This is a genomic window from Rhizobacter sp. LjRoot28 (assembly GCF_964253025.1).
In the GTDB taxonomy this organism is placed as follows: domain Bacteria; phylum Pseudomonadota; class Gammaproteobacteria; order Burkholderiales; family Burkholderiaceae_C; genus Rhizobacter.
On record NZ_CAXUQC020000001.1, the window covers coordinates 4,158,289 to 4,176,982 of the forward strand.

The 18,694-nt window shown below is 68.3% G+C and carries 15 protein-coding genes; 4 read left to right on the forward strand and 11 right to left on the reverse strand.

Going from position 1 to position 18,694, the window contains the following annotated elements:
* The first annotated feature begins 25 nt into the window (after window positions 1–25).
* On the forward strand, window positions 26–1,456 hold the full coding sequence (locus ACSQ2F_RS19040; protein ID WP_436025695.1) for a PLP-dependent aminotransferase family protein: 1,431 nt from the start codon (window positions 26–28) through the stop codon (window positions 1,454–1,456).
* 90 nt (window positions 1,457–1,546) lie between these two features.
* Window positions 1,547–2,302: a hypothetical protein gene (locus ACSQ2F_RS19045; RefSeq protein WP_436025697.1), complete on the forward strand. Its 756-nt coding sequence runs from the start codon at window positions 1,547–1,549 to the stop codon at window positions 2,300–2,302.
* Window positions 2,303–2,340: 38 nt separating this feature from the next.
* On the opposite strand, the gene ACSQ2F_RS19050 is transcribed toward ACSQ2F_RS19045, so the two are convergent.
* The 8 genes from ACSQ2F_RS19050 to ACSQ2F_RS19085 all read right to left on the reverse strand — a co-directional run bounded on the left by ACSQ2F_RS19050 (window position 2,341) and on the right by ACSQ2F_RS19085 (window position 12,280).
* On the reverse strand, window positions 2,341–4,230 hold the full coding sequence (locus ACSQ2F_RS19050; protein WP_436025699.1) for an ATP-binding cassette domain-containing protein: 1,890 nt from the start codon (window positions 4,228–4,230) through the stop codon (window positions 2,341–2,343).
* Between the two features lie 102 nt (window positions 4,231–4,332).
* Complete coding sequence (gene gshB, locus ACSQ2F_RS19055) at window positions 4,333–5,295, reverse strand: glutathione synthase (RefSeq protein ID WP_436025701.1); 963 nt, start codon at window positions 5,293–5,295, stop codon at window positions 4,333–4,335.
* A 93-nt stretch (window positions 5,296–5,388) separates the two neighbouring features.
* Entirely contained in the window at window positions 5,389–7,263 is a 1,875-nt protein-coding gene (locus ACSQ2F_RS19060) for a potassium transporter Kup (protein ID WP_436025703.1), read from the reverse strand.
* Between the two features lie 114 nt (window positions 7,264–7,377).
* Window positions 7,378–8,673: a glutamate--cysteine ligase gene (gshA, locus tag ACSQ2F_RS19065; protein WP_436025705.1), complete on the reverse strand. Its 1,296-nt coding sequence runs from the start codon at window positions 8,671–8,673 to the stop codon at window positions 7,378–7,380.
* 168 nt (window positions 8,674–8,841) lie between these two features.
* A complete protein-coding gene (locus ACSQ2F_RS19070) occupies window positions 8,842–10,365 on the reverse strand; it encodes an ammonium transporter (RefSeq protein WP_436025707.1) in 1,524 nt (507 codons plus the stop codon).
* Window positions 10,366–10,384: 19 nt separating this feature from the next.
* Complete coding sequence (locus ACSQ2F_RS19075; protein WP_047509787.1) at window positions 10,385–10,723, reverse strand: P-II family nitrogen regulator; 339 nt, start codon at window positions 10,721–10,723, stop codon at window positions 10,385–10,387.
* A gap of 45 nt (window positions 10,724–10,768) precedes the next feature.
* Window positions 10,769–11,479 carry a TorF family putative porin gene (locus tag ACSQ2F_RS19080; protein ID WP_436025710.1) on the reverse strand — a complete coding sequence of 237 codons (711 nt, stop codon included), beginning with the start codon at window positions 11,477–11,479 and terminating at the stop codon, window positions 10,769–10,771.
* Between the two features lie 210 nt (window positions 11,480–11,689).
* Window positions 11,690–12,280 carry a TetR/AcrR family transcriptional regulator gene (locus ACSQ2F_RS19085; protein ID WP_436025712.1) on the reverse strand — a complete coding sequence of 197 codons (591 nt, stop codon included), beginning with the start codon at window positions 12,278–12,280 and terminating at the stop codon, window positions 11,690–11,692.
* 83 nt (window positions 12,281–12,363) lie between these two features.
* On the opposite strand from ACSQ2F_RS19085, the gene ACSQ2F_RS19090 reads away from it, so the two are divergent.
* Window positions 12,364–12,831 (forward strand): DUF1348 family protein, encoded by a 468-nt coding sequence (locus ACSQ2F_RS19090; protein ID WP_436025714.1) that lies wholly within the window; start codon window positions 12,364–12,366, stop codon window positions 12,829–12,831.
* Between the two features lie 63 nt (window positions 12,832–12,894).
* Entirely contained in the window at window positions 12,895–14,439 is a 1,545-nt protein-coding gene (locus tag ACSQ2F_RS19095) for a YifB family Mg chelatase-like AAA ATPase (protein ID WP_436025716.1), read from the forward strand.
* Window positions 14,440–14,650: 211 nt separating this feature from the next.
* Here ACSQ2F_RS19095 and ACSQ2F_RS19100 read toward each other — a convergent pair whose 3' ends face one another.
* The 3 genes from ACSQ2F_RS19100 to ACSQ2F_RS19110 form a co-directional block, all read right to left on the reverse strand.
* Window positions 14,651–15,196, reverse strand: a complete 546-nt coding sequence (locus ACSQ2F_RS19100) for a GrpB family protein (RefSeq protein WP_436025718.1) — start codon at window positions 15,194–15,196, stop codon at window positions 14,651–14,653.
* Between the two features lie 186 nt (window positions 15,197–15,382).
* A complete protein-coding gene (locus ACSQ2F_RS19105; RefSeq protein WP_436025720.1) occupies window positions 15,383–16,858 on the reverse strand; it encodes a DUF1501 domain-containing protein in 1,476 nt (491 codons plus the stop codon).
* A 13-nt stretch (window positions 16,859–16,871) separates the two neighbouring features.
* Window positions 16,872–18,587 (reverse strand): DUF1800 domain-containing protein, encoded by a 1,716-nt coding sequence (locus tag ACSQ2F_RS19110; RefSeq protein ID WP_436025722.1) that lies wholly within the window; start codon window positions 18,585–18,587, stop codon window positions 16,872–16,874.
* Between the last annotated feature and the right edge of the window lie 107 nt (window positions 18,588–18,694).

The window sequence follows — 18,694 nt, forward strand, 5'->3', positions numbered from 1 at the left end:
ACTGTACTGGTTCGCCCGCCGACACATGCCGTCGCCTCCCCTCTCCCGCCAGGCCGACACGAGCCTGACCGACCAGCTGGCCGCCCGCTTTGCCGAACGGATCCGCCAGCGCCTCATCGCGCCCGGGGCGCGCCTGCCCTCGGTGCGTGAATGCGCGAGCCGGCATGGCGTCAGTCCGCACACGGTCGTGGCCGCCTATGACCGGCTGCTGGCACTGGGCCTGGTGGAGGCGCGGCGGCAGCGCGGCTTCTTCGTGCGTGAGCCGCGCACGGCGCCCCCCACGCCTTCGGCCATGCCGGACGTGCCGGCCCTGCGGCCTCGCGCGCCGATCAGTGCCACGGCCCTGGTGCGCGGCATGTTCCAGCCGCCCGGCGCGCAGCCCATGCCCGGCCTCGGCACCCTTCCGGTGGAATGGCTCGACGTGCCCATGCTGGGCAGTGCACTGCGCCGGGTGAGCAGCGGCGCGTTGCTCGAGGCGAGCTCGGTCCGGTATGGCGAACCGGCGGGCGATCCGCGGCTGCGCAAGGCGCTGTCCGGCCTGTTGGCCGGGATTGGCGTGGACGCGCCGGCCGCCCAGATCGTGACCACGTCGGGGGCCACCCACGCGCTGGACATCGTCACCCGCACCTTGCTTCGCCCGGGCGACACCGTGCTGGTCGACGAGCCGGGCTGGTCCGTGGAGTACGCGCGCCTCGCCGCGCTCGGCATGCGCATGCTGCCGGTACCACGCGGCGAGAACGGCCCGGACCTCGCGGTGATGGAGCAGCTGATCACCGCGCAGAAGCCGACGGACCGGCCGCGGGTGTACGTGACGGTGTCGGTGCTGCACAACCCGACCGGCGCATCGCTGTCGCTGGCGGTCGCGCACCGGCTGCTGCAGCTGGCCCAGCAGCACGACTTCATGGTGATCGAGGACGACACCTACGCCCACCTGGCGCCGGCCCACCAGCCGCGCCTGTCGGCCCTGGACGGACTCGATCGCACGGTCTATATCTCCGGGTTCTCCAAGATCCTCGCACCCAACTGGCGGGTCGGCTACCTCGCTGCCTCACCCGCGGTCGTGGAGCGCGTCATCGACACCAAGCTCCTCACCTCGCTCACCACCCCCAGCCTGCCGGAGCAGGCCATCGCCCACTGCCTCGAGCAGGGGCTGCTGCGCCGTCATGCCGAGCGCGTGGTCCAGCGGCTCGACGCCGCGCGCGCCCGCACGGTGCAGATGGCGGAGGCGGCGGGTTGCCGGTTTGCCGCGACGCCGCGTGGTCTCTTCGGCTGGCTCGACGTGGGGATGGACACCGAGCGCCTGGCGCATACCATGCTGGATGACGGCTGGCTGCTCGCGCCCGGCTCGCTGTTCTACGCCTCCCCGCGCCCGAGCACGCTCATGCGCATCAACTTCGCCACCCTGCAGGCGCAAAGCTTCTGGGAGGCCTTGCGCGCCGCCCGGTCCGCCTCATGAGCCACGCCGGAGCCCCGATGCCCGGGTGGGCGATTTTGCGTTGTGGTACGGGCTTGGCATAAAGTCACGCCCTCTGTCATGTCTGGTTGCATGTTCGAACCCACCATCCCCTTCGGCGAACCCGAGCTCCTGCGGGCGAGCGCCTTCCAGCGCTACCTGCATGAGCCCGGGGGTCCGCGCGCGCACGGCGTGATGGTGGAGACGGCCGTCCGGCAGCCCGGCCTCAGCCCCTCGCTGCTGGCCGACCTGAGCCGCTTCGAGCGCGCCGGCCAGGCGTCCGAAGCCCTGGAGGTGCTGGCCGCCTGCGTCCGCCATGCCCAGCAGGTGGTCATTCACCTGCAGATGGGCGACATGGTGGTGCCCTTGACGGTGTTCGCGCTGGAGCGGCTGGTGCACTGCCCGATCAGCCTGGACGCCTTGCTCAAGCAGCGGCCCACGGAGCTGCGGGTGTTGCATGTCGAGCCGGCGGTGCTGCGCCCTCCCGGCGACGAGGAATCGGCGCTGGTCGGCGAGGAAGCGCACTACCACCCACTGCGGCCGGTGCTGTGGGAGTTCGCCCTGCGGGGCTCGCGGCGGTCGCTGCTGCCGGAGATCGCCGGCCCGGTGGCCTACCGGATCGCGCCCGGGCTGGAACTGGGCGACCTGCGTGTCACCGGCGCGCTGCTGGCCGCCATCCAGCGCTTGCAGGGAGACAGCGTGTCCTTTCGCGAGCTGACCGACTGGCCGGGCCTCGATGCCGAACGTGCGGCCCGCCTGCTCAACGCGCTCTACCTGCAATCGGGCCTCATCATGAGCCGCACGCATCCGGCGGCCAGCGAGTCCTGGTTCGGCGCGCTCGGGCGGTGAGCCGCGGCGGCGCGCGGCACGTCCAATCGCGTCCTGCGTCAGCGAGCGCCCAGGATTTCCCAGCGTTCCAGGGCGGCCAGCAGTTCTTCCTCGATGGCGCCGACTCGCGCCTGGACCGTGGCCAACCGCTTGGCATCGGTGTAGATCTCGGTGCCTGACAGCTGCTCGGCCAACTGCTTCTGCTCCGCCTCGAGGGCCTCGATGCGGCCCGGCAACGCATCGAGCTCGCGCTGTTCCTTGTAGCTCAGCTTGGCCTTCCTGGCCGGTACGGCGGCCGCGGGCGCGGCGACCGGAGCGGCGCTCGGGGCCGGCGCGCTGGCGGCACGCGCGGCCTTGTCCCGCATGCTGCGGGCGCGGTCGCGCTGCAGCTTCCAGTCCTCGTAACCGCCCTCGTACTCCCGCCAGAGGCCCGGCGCCTCGTCGCCCTCCCATGCAATGGTGCTGGTGACGACGTTGTCGAGGAAGCGACGGTCGTGGCTGACCAGGAACACGGTTCCGGGGTAGTTCTGCAGCAGTTCCTCGAGCAGCTCGAGCGTGTCGATGTCGAGGTCGTTGGTGGGTTCGTCCAGCACCAGCACGTTGGCGGGCAGCGCGAACAGCCGAGCCAGCAGCAGCCGGTTCCGCTCGCCGCCCGACAGCGTGCGCACCGGGGAGTTGGCCCGCTCCGGCGAAAACAGGAAATCGTTCAGGTAGCTCATGACGTGCTTTCGCGCGCCGTTGAACTCCACCCATTCGCTGCCCGGGCTGATGGTGTCGGCCAGCGTGGCATCGAGGTTGAGCGTGCTTCGCATCTGGTCGAAGTACGCAACCTCGAGCCGGGTACCCTGGCGAATGCTGCCCGAATCGGGTTGAAGTTCGCCGAGGATCAGCTTGAGCAGGGTCGTCTTGCCGGCGCCGTTGGGTCCGATGAGACCCACCTTGTCGCCGCGCAGGATGGTGGCGTTGAAGCCCTTGACGATGAGCTTGTCGGCGAAGGCGAGCGAGACGTCGCGCAACTCGGCGACGATCTTGCCGCTGGGTGCGCTCGAGTCGACCTCGAGCCGGACCTGGCCGAGGGAGTCGCGGCGAGCCTGCCGGCGTTGGCGCAGGGTTTCGAGGCGGGCAATGCGGGCCACGCTGCGGGTCCGGCGCGCCTCCACGCCCTTGCGGATCCACACCTCTTCCTGCGCGAGCAGCTTGTCGGCGCGGGCGTTGGCAAGGGCCTCGGAGGCCAGTTGCTCTTCCTTCAGGCGCTCGTAGGCCGTGAAGTTGCCGGGATAGCTGCGGATGATGCCCCGGTCGAGCTCGAGGATGCGGGTGGCCACGCCGTCGAGGAAGGCGCGGTCGTGGGTGATCAGCATCACGCTGCCCTTGAAAGCGCGCAGCAGTTCCTCGAGCCAGGCGATGGAGTCGAGGTCCAGGTGGTTGGTGGGCTCGTCGAGCAGCAGCACGTCGGGCACGGCCACCAGGGCCTGGGCCAGCGCGACGCGCTTCTTCATGCCGCCGGAGAGCTCGCCGACGATGCGATCGCCGTCCAGGTGCAACTGGGCGAGGGTGGTGTCGACGCGCTGCTCCCACGTCCAGGCGTCCAGCGCCTCGATGCGGGTCTGCAGGGCGTCGAGGTCCACGCCCTCGGCATGCTCCTCATACTGCTGGCGCACGGCCTTGGCCTCGGCCACGCCTTCGCTGACGACCTGGAAGACCGAGGCGGACAGGTCGAACACGGGTTCCTGAGGCACGTAGCAGATGCGCAGTCCCTGCGTCATCTGCAGCAGGCCGTCATCGGGCTTCTCCAGGCCGGCGATGATCTTGAGCAGCGAGGACTTGCCCGCGCCATTGCGGCCGATCAGCCCCAGCCGTTCGCCGGACTCGAGCGAGAACGCCGCGTTGTCGAGCAGGGCCACGTGGCCGAAGGCCAGGTGGGCGTTGGAAAGGGAGAGGACGGCCATGGGGAAAGCTTCAGCGACAAACCGCGATTGTCGCCGCTCGGCGGGCCGACCGGCGGGTTTCCCGCACGCCGAAGGGTCACCCTGCCGCGCCGCTCACGGCGGTCAGCCTCGGCCCGAAGCCAGTGACCGCTCCAGCGCGTCAATGAACATGGCCGCCACGTCGAACCCGGTCTGCTGGGTGATTTCCTGGAAGCAGGTGGGGCTGGTGACGTTGATCTCGGTGAGGCTGTCGCCGATGACGTCCAGGCCGACCAGCAGGAGGCCGCGCGCCGCCAGCACGGGGCCGAGCGCGGTCGCGATCTCGCGATCCCGATCGGACAGGGGCTGGGCGACACCCTTGCCGCCGGCCGCGAGGTTGCCGCGGATCTCGCTGCCCTGCGGGATGCGCGCGAGGGAGAACGGCACCGGCTGGCCGCCAATCACCAGCACGCGCTTGTCGCCCTTGACGATCTCCGGCAGGTAGCGCTGCACCATCAAGGTCGTGGCCCCGCCCCGGTTCAGCGTCTCGGTGATGCTCCCGAGGTTCAGGCCGTCCGGTCCGACCCGGAAGATGCCCATGCCGCCCATGCCGTCGAGCGGCTTCAGGATGATGTCGCGGTGGAGTTCGTGGAAACGCCGCACGTCGGCCGCGGACCGGGTGACGAGCGTCGGCCCGATGAATTCCGGAAACTCCAGGATGGCGAGCTTCTCGGGGTGGTCGCGCAGGGCGGCGGGCTTGTTGAAGACCCGCGCCCCTTCACGCTCCGCCTGCTCGAGCAGGTGCGTCGCGTAGAAGAACTCGCTGTCGAAGGGCGGGTCCTTGCGCATCAGGATGGCGTCGGTGTCGGCGAGGGCGAGGGTCTCGCGGCCCGACACCACCGTGAACCAGCTGTCGTCGGTACGCCCCGTCAGGGCGATCTCGAGCACCGGCGCACTGACGCGCCCTCCGCGCTCCCAGTGCAGGTGCCCCGGCTCGCATGAGAGCAGGGTGTGCCCGCGCGACGCGGCCTCGCGCATCATCGCGAAGGTGGAGTCCTTGTAGGGCTTGAAGGTGTCGAGAGGGTCGGCGACGAAGAGCAGTTTCATGGCGCGGGAGGGCGGCAGGCGGAGACCGCCACTGTTGCACAAATCCCTGCCGCCTGCAGCCGGTACCCGGGTCGACGCCCAGCGCCGGCCGGCTCAGATCTCGATCTTCGAGCCCAGTTCGACCACCCGGTTCGTGGGCAGGCTGAGGAAGTCGGCCGCGCCGCTCGCGTTGTGGTGCATGCTGGCGAACATCTTCTCGCGCCACATGACCATGTCCTGGCCGAGGGTCGGAATGACGATGTCGCGGGACAGGAAGTACGAGGTCTCCATCTCGTCAAGGCGCACGCCGCGGCCGCGCAGCAGGTTCAGGGCCTCGGGTACGTCCGGGTCGTTCTTGAAGCCGAAGTGCAGCGTGACCTGCCAGCAGTCATGGCCAAGCGGCTTCATCTCGACGCGGCGGTCGAAGCCGATCCAGGGCACCTCATGGTGCTTCACGTGCACGAACACGTTGGTCTCGTGCAGCACCTTGTTGTGCTTCAGGTTGTGCAGCAGTGCGTTGGGCGCGAGGCCCTGTTCGCTCACCATGAACACCGCGGTGCCGGCGACCCGCAGGGGCGGGCTGAGGAACACGGCCTCGAGGAAGCTCTCGAGTTCGATGGCGTCGTCGCGCAGCCGCTCGCGCATGAGCTGCCGGCCCTGCTTCCAGGTCATCATCAAGGTGAACATCACGCCCCCGATCATCAGCGGGAACCAGCCGCCGTCGAAGATCTTGACGATGTTCGCGGCGAAGAAGACGGCGTCGACCACGAAGAAGAAGCCGGTCGCCGCGACGCACACCAGCCAGGGCAGCTTCCAGCCGTAGCGGATCACGAAGAAGGTCATCGTGGTGGTGATGAGCATGTCCACCGTGACCGCGATCCCGTAGGCACCCGCCAGGCGGCTGCTGGAGCCGAACAGCACCACGGCGAAGACGATGCAGACGAACAACCCCCAGTTCACCACCGGCACATAGACCTGTCCCGCCTCCTTCACCGAGGTGTGCTGGATCTGCATGCGGGGAAGGTAGCCGAGCTGGATGGCCTGCTTGGTGATGGAGAAGGCGGCCGTGATCAGGGCCTGCGAGGCGATCACCGTGGCGCAAGTGGCCAGCGCGATGAGGGGGTACAGCGCCCACTGCGGTGCCATCTCGTAGAACGGGTTGTTCACGTTTTCCGGGTGCTGGAGCAGCAGTGCGCCCTGGCCGAAGTAGTTCAGGACCAGCGCCGGCATGGCCAGCGAAAACCAGGCGACCCGGATCGGGCGCTTGCCGAAGTGCCCCATGTCGGCATACAGCGCCTCGGCCCCGGTGACGCACAGGACCAGCGCGCCGAGTGCGATGAACGAGGTTCCGGGGTGGTTGACGAGGAACCCGATCGCGTGGCCCGGGCTCAGCGCGCGCAGCACGTCGGGGTTCTCGGCGATGTGCTGCACCCCCAGCAAGGCGAGCACCAGGAACCACAGGACCATCACCGGGCCGAAGAACCGGCCGACGTGCGCGGTGCCGTGGCGCTGCACGAGGAAGAGGGCCGCCAGCACCAGCAGGGTCACCGGCACCACGTAGCGGTGCAGCCCGGGAGCCGCGACCTCGAGGCCTTCGACCGCGGACAGCACCGAGATGGCAGGCGTGATGACGCCATCGCCGAAGAAGATCGCCGTGCCGAAGATGCCGACGAGCAGCAGGCGGTTGCGCAAGACGGGCCGGTCAGCCACTGCCGTGGAGGCCAGCGCGAGCATGGCGATCAGGCCACCCTCGCCGTTGTTGTCGGCCCGCAGGATGAGCACCACGTATTTCAACGAGACGATGACCGTGAGTGCCCAGAAGGCGAGCGAAAGCACGCCAAGGATGCTCTCCTCGCTGAGCGGCACCCGGCCGTGAGCGAACACTTCCTTCAGTGCATACAGCGGACTGGTGCCGATGTCGCCGTAGACGACACCGATCGCCCCGAGCGTGAGTGCCGCCAGGCTGGAATTCGGACGCGGCTGGGTCACGAGGAGTCGCGGCCGGCCAGGCGGCGCGAGTTCAGGGAACGGGAGAGGGCCATGGTGCACCTGTGGAAAAGAGCTTGTTGCAATGCAACACGGCGCATCTTGCCCGAGGCCGACTTATTCGTAAACCTCGGCGTCCGGGTCCGTGGCCTCGAGCTCATAGCTTGCCGCCAGCATCGCCAGGCGAGCGATCACCCCATACATGTAGAAGCGGTTGGGCGCGCTCGCGCCCGGTTTGCTGCCCGGCTTGGGCAGCTGGTTCGACTCCGCGAACGCCAGCGGCGCGAAGACCGCACCCGGGGAATTGAGGTTCTCGTCCACGCCCCGCTCGGCGTTCACGCGGTAGAAGCCGCCCACCACGTAGCGGTCGATCATGTACACCACCGGTTCGGCGACGGCGTCGTTGACCCGCTCGTACGTCGGCACTCCCTCCTGGAGGATGACCTCGCTCACCTCCTGGCCGTCCTTGATGACGCTCATCTTGTTGCGCGTCTTGCGGTTCAGGTCGACCAGTTCCTTCGGGTCGCGCACGGTCATGATGCCCATGCCGTAGGTGCCGGCGTCGGCCTTCACGATCAGGAAGGGCTTCTCCTGGATGCCGTATTCCTTGTGCTTGCGGCGGATCTTGGCAAGCAGGGCCTCGGCCTGGGTGGCCAGTGCGTCCTCGCCCTCGCCGGTGGTGAAGTTGATCTTCTCCCCGCGCGCGAACATCGGGTTGATGAGCCACGGGTCCATGCCCAGCAGCTTGGCAAACTTCTTCGCCACCTCTTCATAGGCCTGGAAGTGATTGGTCTTGCGGCGCAGCGCCCAGCCGGCGTGCAGCGGCGGCAGCAGGTACTGCTCGTGCAGGCCCTCGAGCACCTTGGGGATGCCGGCCGACAGGTCGTTGTTGAGCAGGATCGTGCAGGGATCGAAGTCCTTCAGCCCGAGGCGACCCCGGGTGCGCACCAGCGGTTCGAGCGTCAGGGCGGACCCGTCCGGCAGGTTGATGTCGGTCGGGCGTTCGATGCTCTCGTCGAGCGTTCCCAGGCGCACATTGAGCCCCGCCTGGTGGAAGATCTGCATCAGCCGGGCGACATTGGCCAGGTAGAAGGTGTTGCGGGTGTGCTTCTCCGGGATCAGCAGCAGGTTCTTGGCTTCGGGGCAGATCTTCTCGATCGCCGCCATGGCCGCCTGAACGGCCAGCGGCAGCATCTCGGTCGTCAGGTTGTTGAAGCCGCCAGGGAAGAGATTGGTGTCGACCGGGGCCAGCTTGTAGCCGGCGTTGCGCACGTCCACCGAGGTGTAGAAGGGCGGCGTGTGCTCCATCCATTCGAGGCGGAACCAGCGCTCGATGGCCGGCAGCGACTCCAGGATGCGCTGCTCGAGTTCATTGATCGGGCCGTTGAGGGCAGTGATGAGGTGAGGAACCATGGAAAGCCCGAAGGACGCGTAATGGCACGATTCTAGGCATCTGGGGGCAAACGGGCCGCCCGCAAGATGGCGCCGGTTGTCGCGCTCCGGACGGGCAAAGGCCACCCGAGGGTGGCCTTTGCGACTGCTGGCCGGCGGCCCGCGAAGGCCGCCGGAGAAAGCAGGGACTTACTTGTGGTACGCGGTCTCACCGTGGGCCGAGATGTCGAGACCCTCGCGCTCCTCTTCTTCCGTCACGCGCAACCCGATGACCAGGTCAACGAGCTTGAAGGCGATGAAGGACACCACAGCCGACCAGACCACCGTGATGAGCACGGCCTTGAGCTGGATCCAGACCTGCACGCCGATCGAGTTGGAGGTGATCGTTGCCGTCACCCAGTCGCCGACCAGTCCGGGGCCACCCAGCGCCTGGTTGTTGAAGACGCCCGTCAGCAGTGCACCGACGATGCCGCCGACGCCGTGCACGCCGAAGACGTCGAGGGAGTCGTCCGCACCCAGCATGCGCTTCAGGCCGTTCACGCCCCAGAGGCAGGCGAAGCCGGCCACGAAGCCGATCACCAGGCCGCCCATCAGGCCGACGTTGCCGGCGGCCGGCGTGATGGCCACGAGGCCGGCGACCGCCCCGGAAGCTGCGCCCAGCATGGAAGCCTTGCCCTTGAGCAGTGCCTCGCCGATGCACCAGGCCAGCACGGCTGCGGCCGTGGCACCCAGGGTGTTCATGAAGGCGAGCACGGCGCTGTTGCCGGCTTCAAGGGCAGAGCCCGCGTTGAAGCCGAACCAGCCCACCCACAGCAGCGAGGCCCCGACCATGGTCAGCGTCAGCGAGTGCGGGGTGAAGGCTTCGCGGCCATAGCCGACGCGCTTGCCGATCACGAAGGCACCCACGAGGCCCGCCACGGCGGCGTTGATGTGCACCACGGTGCCGCCCGCGAAGTCCAGCGCCCCCATCTGCCACAGGAAGCCGGCCTTGCCATTCATCTCGTCGACCACCGCAGCCGACGTGTAGGCGTCCGGACCCATCCAGTACCACACCATGTGGGCGATCGGCGCGTAGCTGAAGGTGAACCACAGCACCATGAAGGCGAGCACGGCGGAGAACTTGATGCGCTCGGCAAAGGCGCCGACGATCAGGCAGCAGGTGATGCCGGCGAAGGTGGCCTGGAAGGCGGCGAACAGCAGCTCGGGGATGTAGACGCCCTTGCTGAATGTCGCGCCCATGGCGAAGGTGCCGGTGGCCGGGTCGAAGATGCCCTTCATGAACAGGCGATCGAGGCCGCCGATGAAGGCGTTGCCCTCGGTGAAGGCCAGGCTGTAGCCATAGACCATCCACAGGACGACCACCATCGAGAAGGTGACGAAGACCTGCATCAGCACCGACAGCATGTTCTTGCTGCGCACGAGGCCGCCATAGAAGAGCGCCAGGCCCGGGATGGTCATCATGATGACGAGCAGCGTGGCCACGATGATCCAGGCCACGTCGCCCTTGTCGGGCACCGGGGCGGCGGCGGCAGGTGCCGCGGCGGGCGCGGCTTCAGCCGCGGCCGTGGTCACCGCGGCCGGCTCTGCGGCAGCCGGAGCGACCACCGAGGCAGCGGCCTCCGGGGCCGAGGCGGCGGCGTCCTGTGCGAGGACTCCGCCAGAAAAGCCCAGGACCGTCAGGCCCAGGACGAGGGAAGCGATCAGTTTTTTCATGGTTGTCTTTCCGATGCCGTCACAGGGCATCCTTGCCGGTCTCGCCGGTGCGGATGCGAACCACTTGTTCGAGCGGCGAGACGAAGATCTTGCCGTCGCCGATCTTGCCGGTGCGCGCGGCGCCTTCGATGGCCTCGATCACCCGATCGATCAGGCCGTCGTCGACGGCCGCTTCGATCTTGACCTTGGGCAGGAAGTCGACGACGTACTCCGCGCCGCGATAGAGCTCGGTATGGCCCTTCTGGCGGCCGAAGCCCTTCACCTCCGTCACCGTGATGCCCTGGACGCCGATGGCGCTGAGGGCTTCGCGGACCTCGTCAAGCTTGAACGGCTTGACGATGGCAGTCACCATCTTCATGGGATTCTCCTTGTTTGCAGCTGTGTCCGAACCGGGTTCGCTCGCTCACATGGCCTTGGTGAGCGAGAGGATGAAGCGGCCCTTGTTGGCATCGCCCCAGGCATCCTTCTTCGTTGCCCCGACGTATGCACCGGCGAGGGAGAAGCCGGTGCCGAGGTCGTAGGTCGCGCCGAACTTGTAGTCGATGAAGCTCGGGACACCGTGGATGTCCTTGGTGTCGCTCGTGAGGCGCGTGCCGCCGATGTGGCCGTTCAACGTGACGCCCTTGACCACTTCGTAGTTGGCGGACAGGTCGCCATAGAGCGTGCCGCGACCTTCCTCGAGGCCGAAGTAGCGCTTCGATGCGGTGTAGGAAAGCTTGGCGGTGATGAAGCTCCAGGAGATGCCACCATAGATCTCGGTGGTGTTGCCGGTCGAGAACTGCGGGTACTGGTAGCGCAGCACACCCACGTCAAAGCCGATGTCGGGAGTGATCTGGCCCTTGTAGCCACCGTAGACGTCCATCTCGATGTCCGACCCGTCGACGAAGCCGATGCTGGAGTTCCAGTTGCCGATGTAGAAGCCGTTGGATGCGTAGTCGAATCCGCCCTGGATCGCGGGCACGACGGTCTTGTCGGCGCGGCTCTGATCCTGGCCGCGGTACTTGTACTTGGTGGTCAGCGTCACATTGGAGGTGACCGCCGGCGCGTCGGCTGCCTGAGCGGCGGCGCCGATCAGCGTGCTGAGAACCGACAGGCAGACAAGCGTTTTCTTCATGGATGGCTCCGTAGGGCAGGTGGTGATTCGGCACCGTCCCTTCTGCACCTTCTGTGCCAAGGGTCGGATTGCGGCCTCCCGCCCCAAAAATGCGGCGTGAGCCACAGGAACGCCCCGCGAGCAAGCATGGGAGGCACGCATTCGGTGCCGTCCGTCCGCGCTCGGACCCGCGAAGCCCTCAGTTGGTGCACCCGTTCGGCCCGACGGTGATCAGCCCGGCGGCGCGCTGAAAGGCCGCACCAGAATGGCCAGGCCCGAGAGCGCCGCCTCGCTGCGACCGTCGACCTGGGCGCGGACAATGGCGCCGTCCACCGCGACGCCGAGGGCCTCGGCGTCGCGGCGGCGATGGCGCCCGGGCGAGAGCAGGGTCGACAGGACCGTCACCATCTCGGCCTTGTGCCGCGCGGCGATCTCGCGAACGCCGGGCGTGATGGCCGCCACCTCGTTCACGGCGTTGATGAAGGCACAGCCGCGAAAGTCCGGCGACGAGAACCACTCTCGCAAGGCGGGCGCGATCGCCGCCACGGGCGGCGCCGCACGGGGCCGATGCCGCTGCAGGGCCTCGGTGAACCAGGCCATCCACGCGACATGGCGGCGCTCGAGGAAGTCGAGCACCAGATCGTTCTTGCTCGGGAAGTGCCGATAGAAGGTCACCTTGGTGACCCGGGCCTCGGCGATCACACGGTCGATCCCCGTGGCGCGGATGCCCTCGCCATAGAAGAGCCGATGGGCCGCCGCCACGATCCGGTCCCGCGCGCTGAGCGTCACTGCGGGCCCCAAGTCAGAGGGTGGACTGTTCATCACCCGATTGTAGACAGACTTGTCTACATGCCCTAGATTCCACCAGGTAGACAAGTCCGTCTACCGTCCTCCGGAGCCTACCCATGTCACCTCGCCCTCCCTTGCCGCCGTTCTCCGCTGAATCCGCCCGCCTCAAGGTGCGTCTGGCGGAGGACGCCTGGAACACCCGCGACCCTGAGCGGGTGGCGCTGGCCTACTCCGTCGACACGCGTTGGCGCAACCGCGCCGAGTTCGTCAACGGGCGCCCGGAGGTGCAGGCCTTCCTGGCGCGAAAGTGGGTGCGGGAGCTCGACTACCGCCTGGTGAAGTCCTTGTGGGCCTTCACCGGTGACCGCATCGCGGTGCGCTTCGCCTATGAGTGGCACGACGACAGCGGCCAGTGGTACCGCAGCCACGGCAACGAGAACTGGGCGTTCGATGCGGACGGCCTCATGATCGAGCGCCACGCCAGCATCAACGACCTTCCGATCCGTGCAGCCGAGCGCAAGCTGCTGTGGCCGCTGGGCCGGCGGCCCGATGGCCACGCGGAGCTCGATGAACTGGGCTGCTGAGGCCGCCCGAAATCCTGCCCCGTGACGGGTACCGGGCGGGGCCGAAGGCGGCAGACTGCGGCCATGTCGCTTGCCGTCATCCACAGTCGCACACTCGACGGACTTGTCGCTCCACCCGTGACGGTGGAGGTCGACCTCGCCAACGGCCTGCCCACCTTCACCCTCGTCGGTCTGGCCGACACCGAGGTGCGCGAGGCGCGTGAACGCGTGCGGGCGGCGCTCATCAACTGCGGACTGAGCTTTCCGCACAACAAGCGCATCACGGTCAACCTGGCCCCGGCCGATCTGCCGAAGGAATCCGGGCGCTTCGACCTGCCCATCGCGCTGGGCATCCTCGCGGCCAGCGAGCAGATCGACGTCAAGCTCACGGAGGGCTTCGAGTTCGCTGGCGAACTCTCCCTGGCGGGGGACCTGAGGCCGGTGCGCGGGGCACTTGCCCTCGCGCTCGCGCTCCGCCGCACGGCCCCCAGCGCCGGGGGTGCGCGAGCGTTGGTGCTGCCCAGCGGCTCTGCCGCGGAGGCCGCGCGCGTGGGCGGCAGCCTGGCCATCCATGGCGCCCGCCACCTGCTCGAGGTGGTGGAGGCGTTCCGCCCCACCGACGCCGCCGGGGCCGCCCATGTCCGACCGCTCCCACGTGCGGTGCCTGAGCCGGTGCCGCCCGCGCGCCCATGCGCGGACCTGAAAGACGTCAAGGGGCAGGCGTCCGCGAAGCGTGCCCTCGAAGTGGCCGCCGCCGGATCTCACTGCCTGTTGATGGTGGGCCCACCCGGCACGGGCAAGTCCATGCTGGCACAGCGACTGGCCGGCCTGCTGCCCCCGATGACTGACGAAGGTGCGCTGGAGTCCGCCGCGCTCCTGAGCCTGCACGGGAGCTTCGAGCCGGCCGCGTGGAAGCGTCGGCCCTTTCGCGCGCCGCACCACAGCGCCTCGCAGGCCGCGCTCGTGGGCGGCGGCTCGCCACCCCGACCTGGCGAAATCTCGCTGGCTCACCGCGGGGTGCTCTTCCTGGACGAGCTGCCGGAGTTCAAGCGCCAGGCGCTGGAGGCCTTGCGGGAGCCGCTGGAGAGTGGTCGGGTCGTGATTTCGCGGGCAGCGCGGCAGGCCGAGTTTCCAGCACAGTTCCAGCTGGTCGCGGCCATGAACCCCTGCCCATGCGGACACCACGGCAGCACGCTGCGCGCCTGCCGATGCGCGCCGGACGTCGTGCTGCGCTACCAGGCGCGCCTGAGCGGGCCCCTGCTCGACCGCATCGACCTGCAGGTGGAGGTGCCGGCGGTCCCCGCGGCCACGCTGTCCGCAGCGCGCGATGGTGAGTCCTCCGCGGTGGTGGCCGAGCGAGTCGGCCGCGCCCATGCGACCGCACTCGCCCGCCAAGGCGTGCCCAATGCCGAGCTGCAAGGCGATGCGCTCGACCGCCACGCCGCGATGCCTGCCGATTGCGCGGCATTCCTTCAGGCGGCCTCCGTGCGGCTGGGCTGGTCCGCTCGCGGGCACCACAGAGTGCTGCGCATTGCCCGCACCATTGCCGACCTGGCCGGCGCGTCCGAGCTCACGCAGACCCACGTGGCCGAGGCCGTGCAGTACCGGCGCGGCCTCGCCCTGCCATAACACCCGGCACGCCCGTGCCCGGCCGTCGGCCGCCGCAAGAGGGCATGGCATGGCATGGCGCGGCGTGGCGCGCAAAGGGAGTCGAGGGTCGATCGACCGAGACACCGGCTTCCGGCGAATTGCCGGATCCTCCAGCGTCAGGCGCTCAAGCTCGGGCTCCAGCCTGAATGGCCCGCCCGGCCCCGGTGGAATCGACACGAACCCCGGCGCGTCAGCCGGGCCTTGCCAAAGGCGCAGTCCGCCCCGAGATCACATCGTCGACGAAGGAGGCCTTGGCCTGGGTATAACCCTCCCGATCCGTGCGGAAGCGAGCCGCCAATTCCCGCTTCAGGCCTGCGTATGCCTGGGCGAGGTCGGGATCGCTCCGAAGTGCATCCCGGAAGGCAAGGGTATCGACCCACCGCCGGCTGCCGAAGGGCACGAGGTGCAGGTGATGGGTTCGCACCTCGGGCGACGGCTTGCAGAACCAGTGCATCACATCCGGCAGGTACGGGTAGTGGTGGTAGCCGAGCGTGCGGGCGGCCTCAATGGCGCCGGCCCCGTCCTCCAGGGACCGGATGGGCGCCATGATGTCGATCAGCGGCTTGGCGGCGAGCCCCGGAACAGCCGTGCTGCCGATGTGCTGGACCGTCCCGGTCAGCCAAGGGCCCAATGCATCGACCAGCCGCTGCCGCTCGACGCCGAAGTCCTCGACCCATTCGGGCCGGTAGGCCACGATCTCGATCGGAGCGTCCTTCTGGCGCGAGAGCGTGCTCATGCAATGGACTCCAAAGGTCTCGACGGGGGCGCCCATTCTCGCGGTCTGCATCGCCTTCGCGCAAGGCGGCCGGCCATCAACCGCGCTTGCCCCATGGCTGTCTCGACCAGGCCGCGCCGCGAGTCAGCTCGCGGCCGGGCGCCAATCGACACGGCCAGCCGTGCCGCTTTGGCGCCTCCCTTCCTTTCAACCGAGAAATCCGAGGTTCGCGTTGAAGTTCTTGAGGTTCGGGAACACCATGTTGAGGTTCGTCTCGCTCACCCCGAACCAGCGTCCGATCGTGGCGCCGATCTGCTCCACCGACACACCGGGCAGGAAGCTGCCGGAACCGACCTCGTCGGCATGGTTCAGGCCCACCTGCGGGAAGCGCCCGTAGATCTCCTTGCCCTTGACGGCGCCACCGTAGACGAAGTGGTGGGCGCCCCAGCCGTGGTCGGTGCCGTCGCCGTTGCTGGTGAAGGTGCGGCCGAAGTCGGACCCGGTGAACAGCGTGACGTTGTCGCGCATGCCCATGGTGCCGAGCACCTGGTCGAAGTAGCCGATGGCGTGCGAGACACGCGCCAGCAGGTCGGCCTGGCCCCGGTTCTGGTTGTCGTGGGTGTCGAAGCCGCCCATGCTCACGAAGAAGACCTGGCGGTTCGCGCCCAGCCCGGCGCGGGCGCCGATGATGCGGGCCACCGTCTGCAACTGGGTGGCGAGGTCGTTGTTGGCATTGGCGCGCGTGGAAGGCCGGTAGTACTGCGTCGGCGCGGCCACCGTGGAAGCCGAGAACGCGGTCTGGAAGGCCACCTGAGCGTCGATGGACCGGCGCGTGATCACGGCCTGTTCGCGGGCCAGCAAGTGGTCCACCTCCGTGCGCGAGACGATCGCGCGGTAGGCCGTTGCGGCCGCGGCCGAACCGAAGAGGTTGCCGGCCATGCCACCGATGGCGACCGCACCACCGCTGCCGACCTGGTACTGGAACACGTTCTCGCCGGCCATGAAGACCGCGCCGCCACCGGCCGAGATGCTGGTGAAGACGGCGTTGCTGTTGCTGCCGCGAAGCAGGTCGCCGAAGCGCCCGCCCCAGCCGATCTTCGCGCCTTCAGGGGCCAGCGCCTGCCACGACGACTGCTGGTCGTTGTGGGAGAACAGCTTCGGCGGCCGCTTCTTGGTGGTGTTGGCGCGGTACTCCTCCTTCGTCATCGGCTGCAGCAACGGCCCGGCGTTGGCGATGATGCCGACACGCGCCTGATCGAACAGCGACTTCATCTCACCCATCGACGGGTGCAGGGCGAAGGTGCGCGTGTTGTTGACGTTGAAGGCCGTGAAGTTCGGCACGATCGGCAGCACGCCGCCCAGGGCGGCGGGCGTGGCGGCCGCGGCACCGGCATCGGCCGGCGTGCCCACGGCCTTCAGCGCGATCGGGTCCGGCGCCGTGGAGCGAACGGTCTGGTAGGCCTCCCAGGACGCCGTGTCGGTCGGCAGCACCATGTTGGCCGAGTCGTTGCCGCCATAGAGGAACAGGCACACGATGGCCTTGTAGTCGCTGCTCTGGGCGACCGCGGCATTCATGGCCGCGAGGTTCATCGCGAACGGCAGGCCCGCCGTCCCGACGGAACCGGAGAGAACCGAGGCGCGGCGCAGGAACTCGCGGCGCGAGGTGTCGTGGGGATTCATCATCGTGGGTGCCTCGTCACTTCTGGATCAGGTAGTCGGGCGAAGCCATCGTCAGCACGATGGCAATGCGGACCCGGTCGAGCTTGATCGCCTCGATCTGCGCCTGGTTGGTGGCGGTCGCTGCCGGGATGACGCGGCCATTGACGCCCGCGATGATCTCGCTGCGCAGCGCGTCCGACATCTGGCCCGACATGAGGAGCAGGTCGATGCGATCGACCAGCTTGCCGGCGTCATCGGCCAGCGCGACCTCGGCCGAGAAGTCGAGCTGGATGTCGCGGTTCGCGCTGGCCGGCAGCCAGACGGAACGGATGTAGTTCAGGTAGCCCGCGACCGACACCTCATTGCTCAGCTGCAGTTCAGGTGCGACCAGCTTCGCGGTGGCCGCGGCGCTGTTGGGCGGCACATAGCCCGGGCGGTAGAAGTTGAAGACGGTCGGGGCCCGCAGCACGGTCTGGCTCAGGTTGCTGGTCGAGCTGTCGGTGTTGTCGATGCCGGTGAAACGGCCGCTCGTCGAGCGGGCGTTGAAGGCGCGCAGCAGGCCCGACAGTCGCAGCAGGGGCTCGCGCACCTTGCCGTACTGGTCGTCGCCTTCGGTGTACTGGCGGGCTTCCGGGTCGAGCAGCACCGCCTTGAAGACAGCCGCCAGGTCGCCCCGCACGCCACGGCCGTTGTCGTTGAACGCCTTGGCCACTCGTCCCACGTAGGCCGGGCTCGGGTTGCTGGTCACCATGCGCTGGATGAGCAGCTTGCCGAAGAAGGGGCCGACGTTGGGATGCTGGAAGAGGTGGTCGAGGGCGAGCTTGAGGTCGGCCTCTGCGTCGGCCGTGCCGGTCGCGGGGATCGTCAGGCCCAGGAACTTCTTCTCGGACGTCGAATGGAACTTGTTGTAGGCCTGCATCGGGCGCCAGTCGCGCTCGAGGTGGCCGTCGCCGCCGGTGAAGCGGCGATCGGTGCGGTCGGCGAGGTTGGGGCCGGCATACCAGCTCCAGCCGGTGAACACCTTGGCCAGGCCCTTGATGTCGTCGTGGGTGTAGGTTTCGATCGGCGTCGCGCCGCGCGTCGTGCCGTCGACATTCAGCTCGTACAGGCCGATCGAGAACAGCTGCATGATCTCGCGCGCATAGTTCTCGTCGGCGACACGGCCCTTGTCGTCTTCCTTCTGGTTGCGCAGGCTCGTGAGGTACAAGCCCATCATCGGGTGCAGGCTCACGCTCTCGAGCAGGTCGCGGTAGTTGCCGAACGCCTTCTCGCCGAGCATGTCGTAGTACGAGGTCACCCCTCGCACCTGGTTCTGCAGCGTGCTGTCAACGAACGAGACGACGAAGATCTGCGACAGGGCGAAGGCAGCCCGCTGGCGGAGCTGGTCCTGCCCGGACAGGGCCTGCGCCCAGTAGCTCTCGCGGAAGTGGGTCTGGCTGACCGTGGCCTCGCTGGCCGCGAGATCAGCCGCCATGCGGTCGATGTAGGCGCGGTGCGGGGTGCGGGGCGCCGCCATCTGCCGGTCGATCCAGCGTGAATAGCCCGTCGACTTGAGCGCTTCGATCTCGGCGAGCGTCGGACCGAACGTGGCCTGCGTGAGGAAGCGCGCGGCTTCCTGGGAGTTCTCCGGCACGTCGTTGGCGGCCGGAGCGGAGTCTTCCTTCTCGCCACCGCAGGCGGTCAGCACCGCGATCAATACGGCCGCTGCAGCCGCACGGACGCGGCTCCCCGGGATGCCCTGAAGCACATTCATGATCTCTCCCCCTTGTTGCGAATACACCTGTCTCAGGCAGGGATACGCAGGACGCATACCAGCGCGCCAAGTGGGGAAGGATCGAAAAAGACGCCCGCGAAACCGTC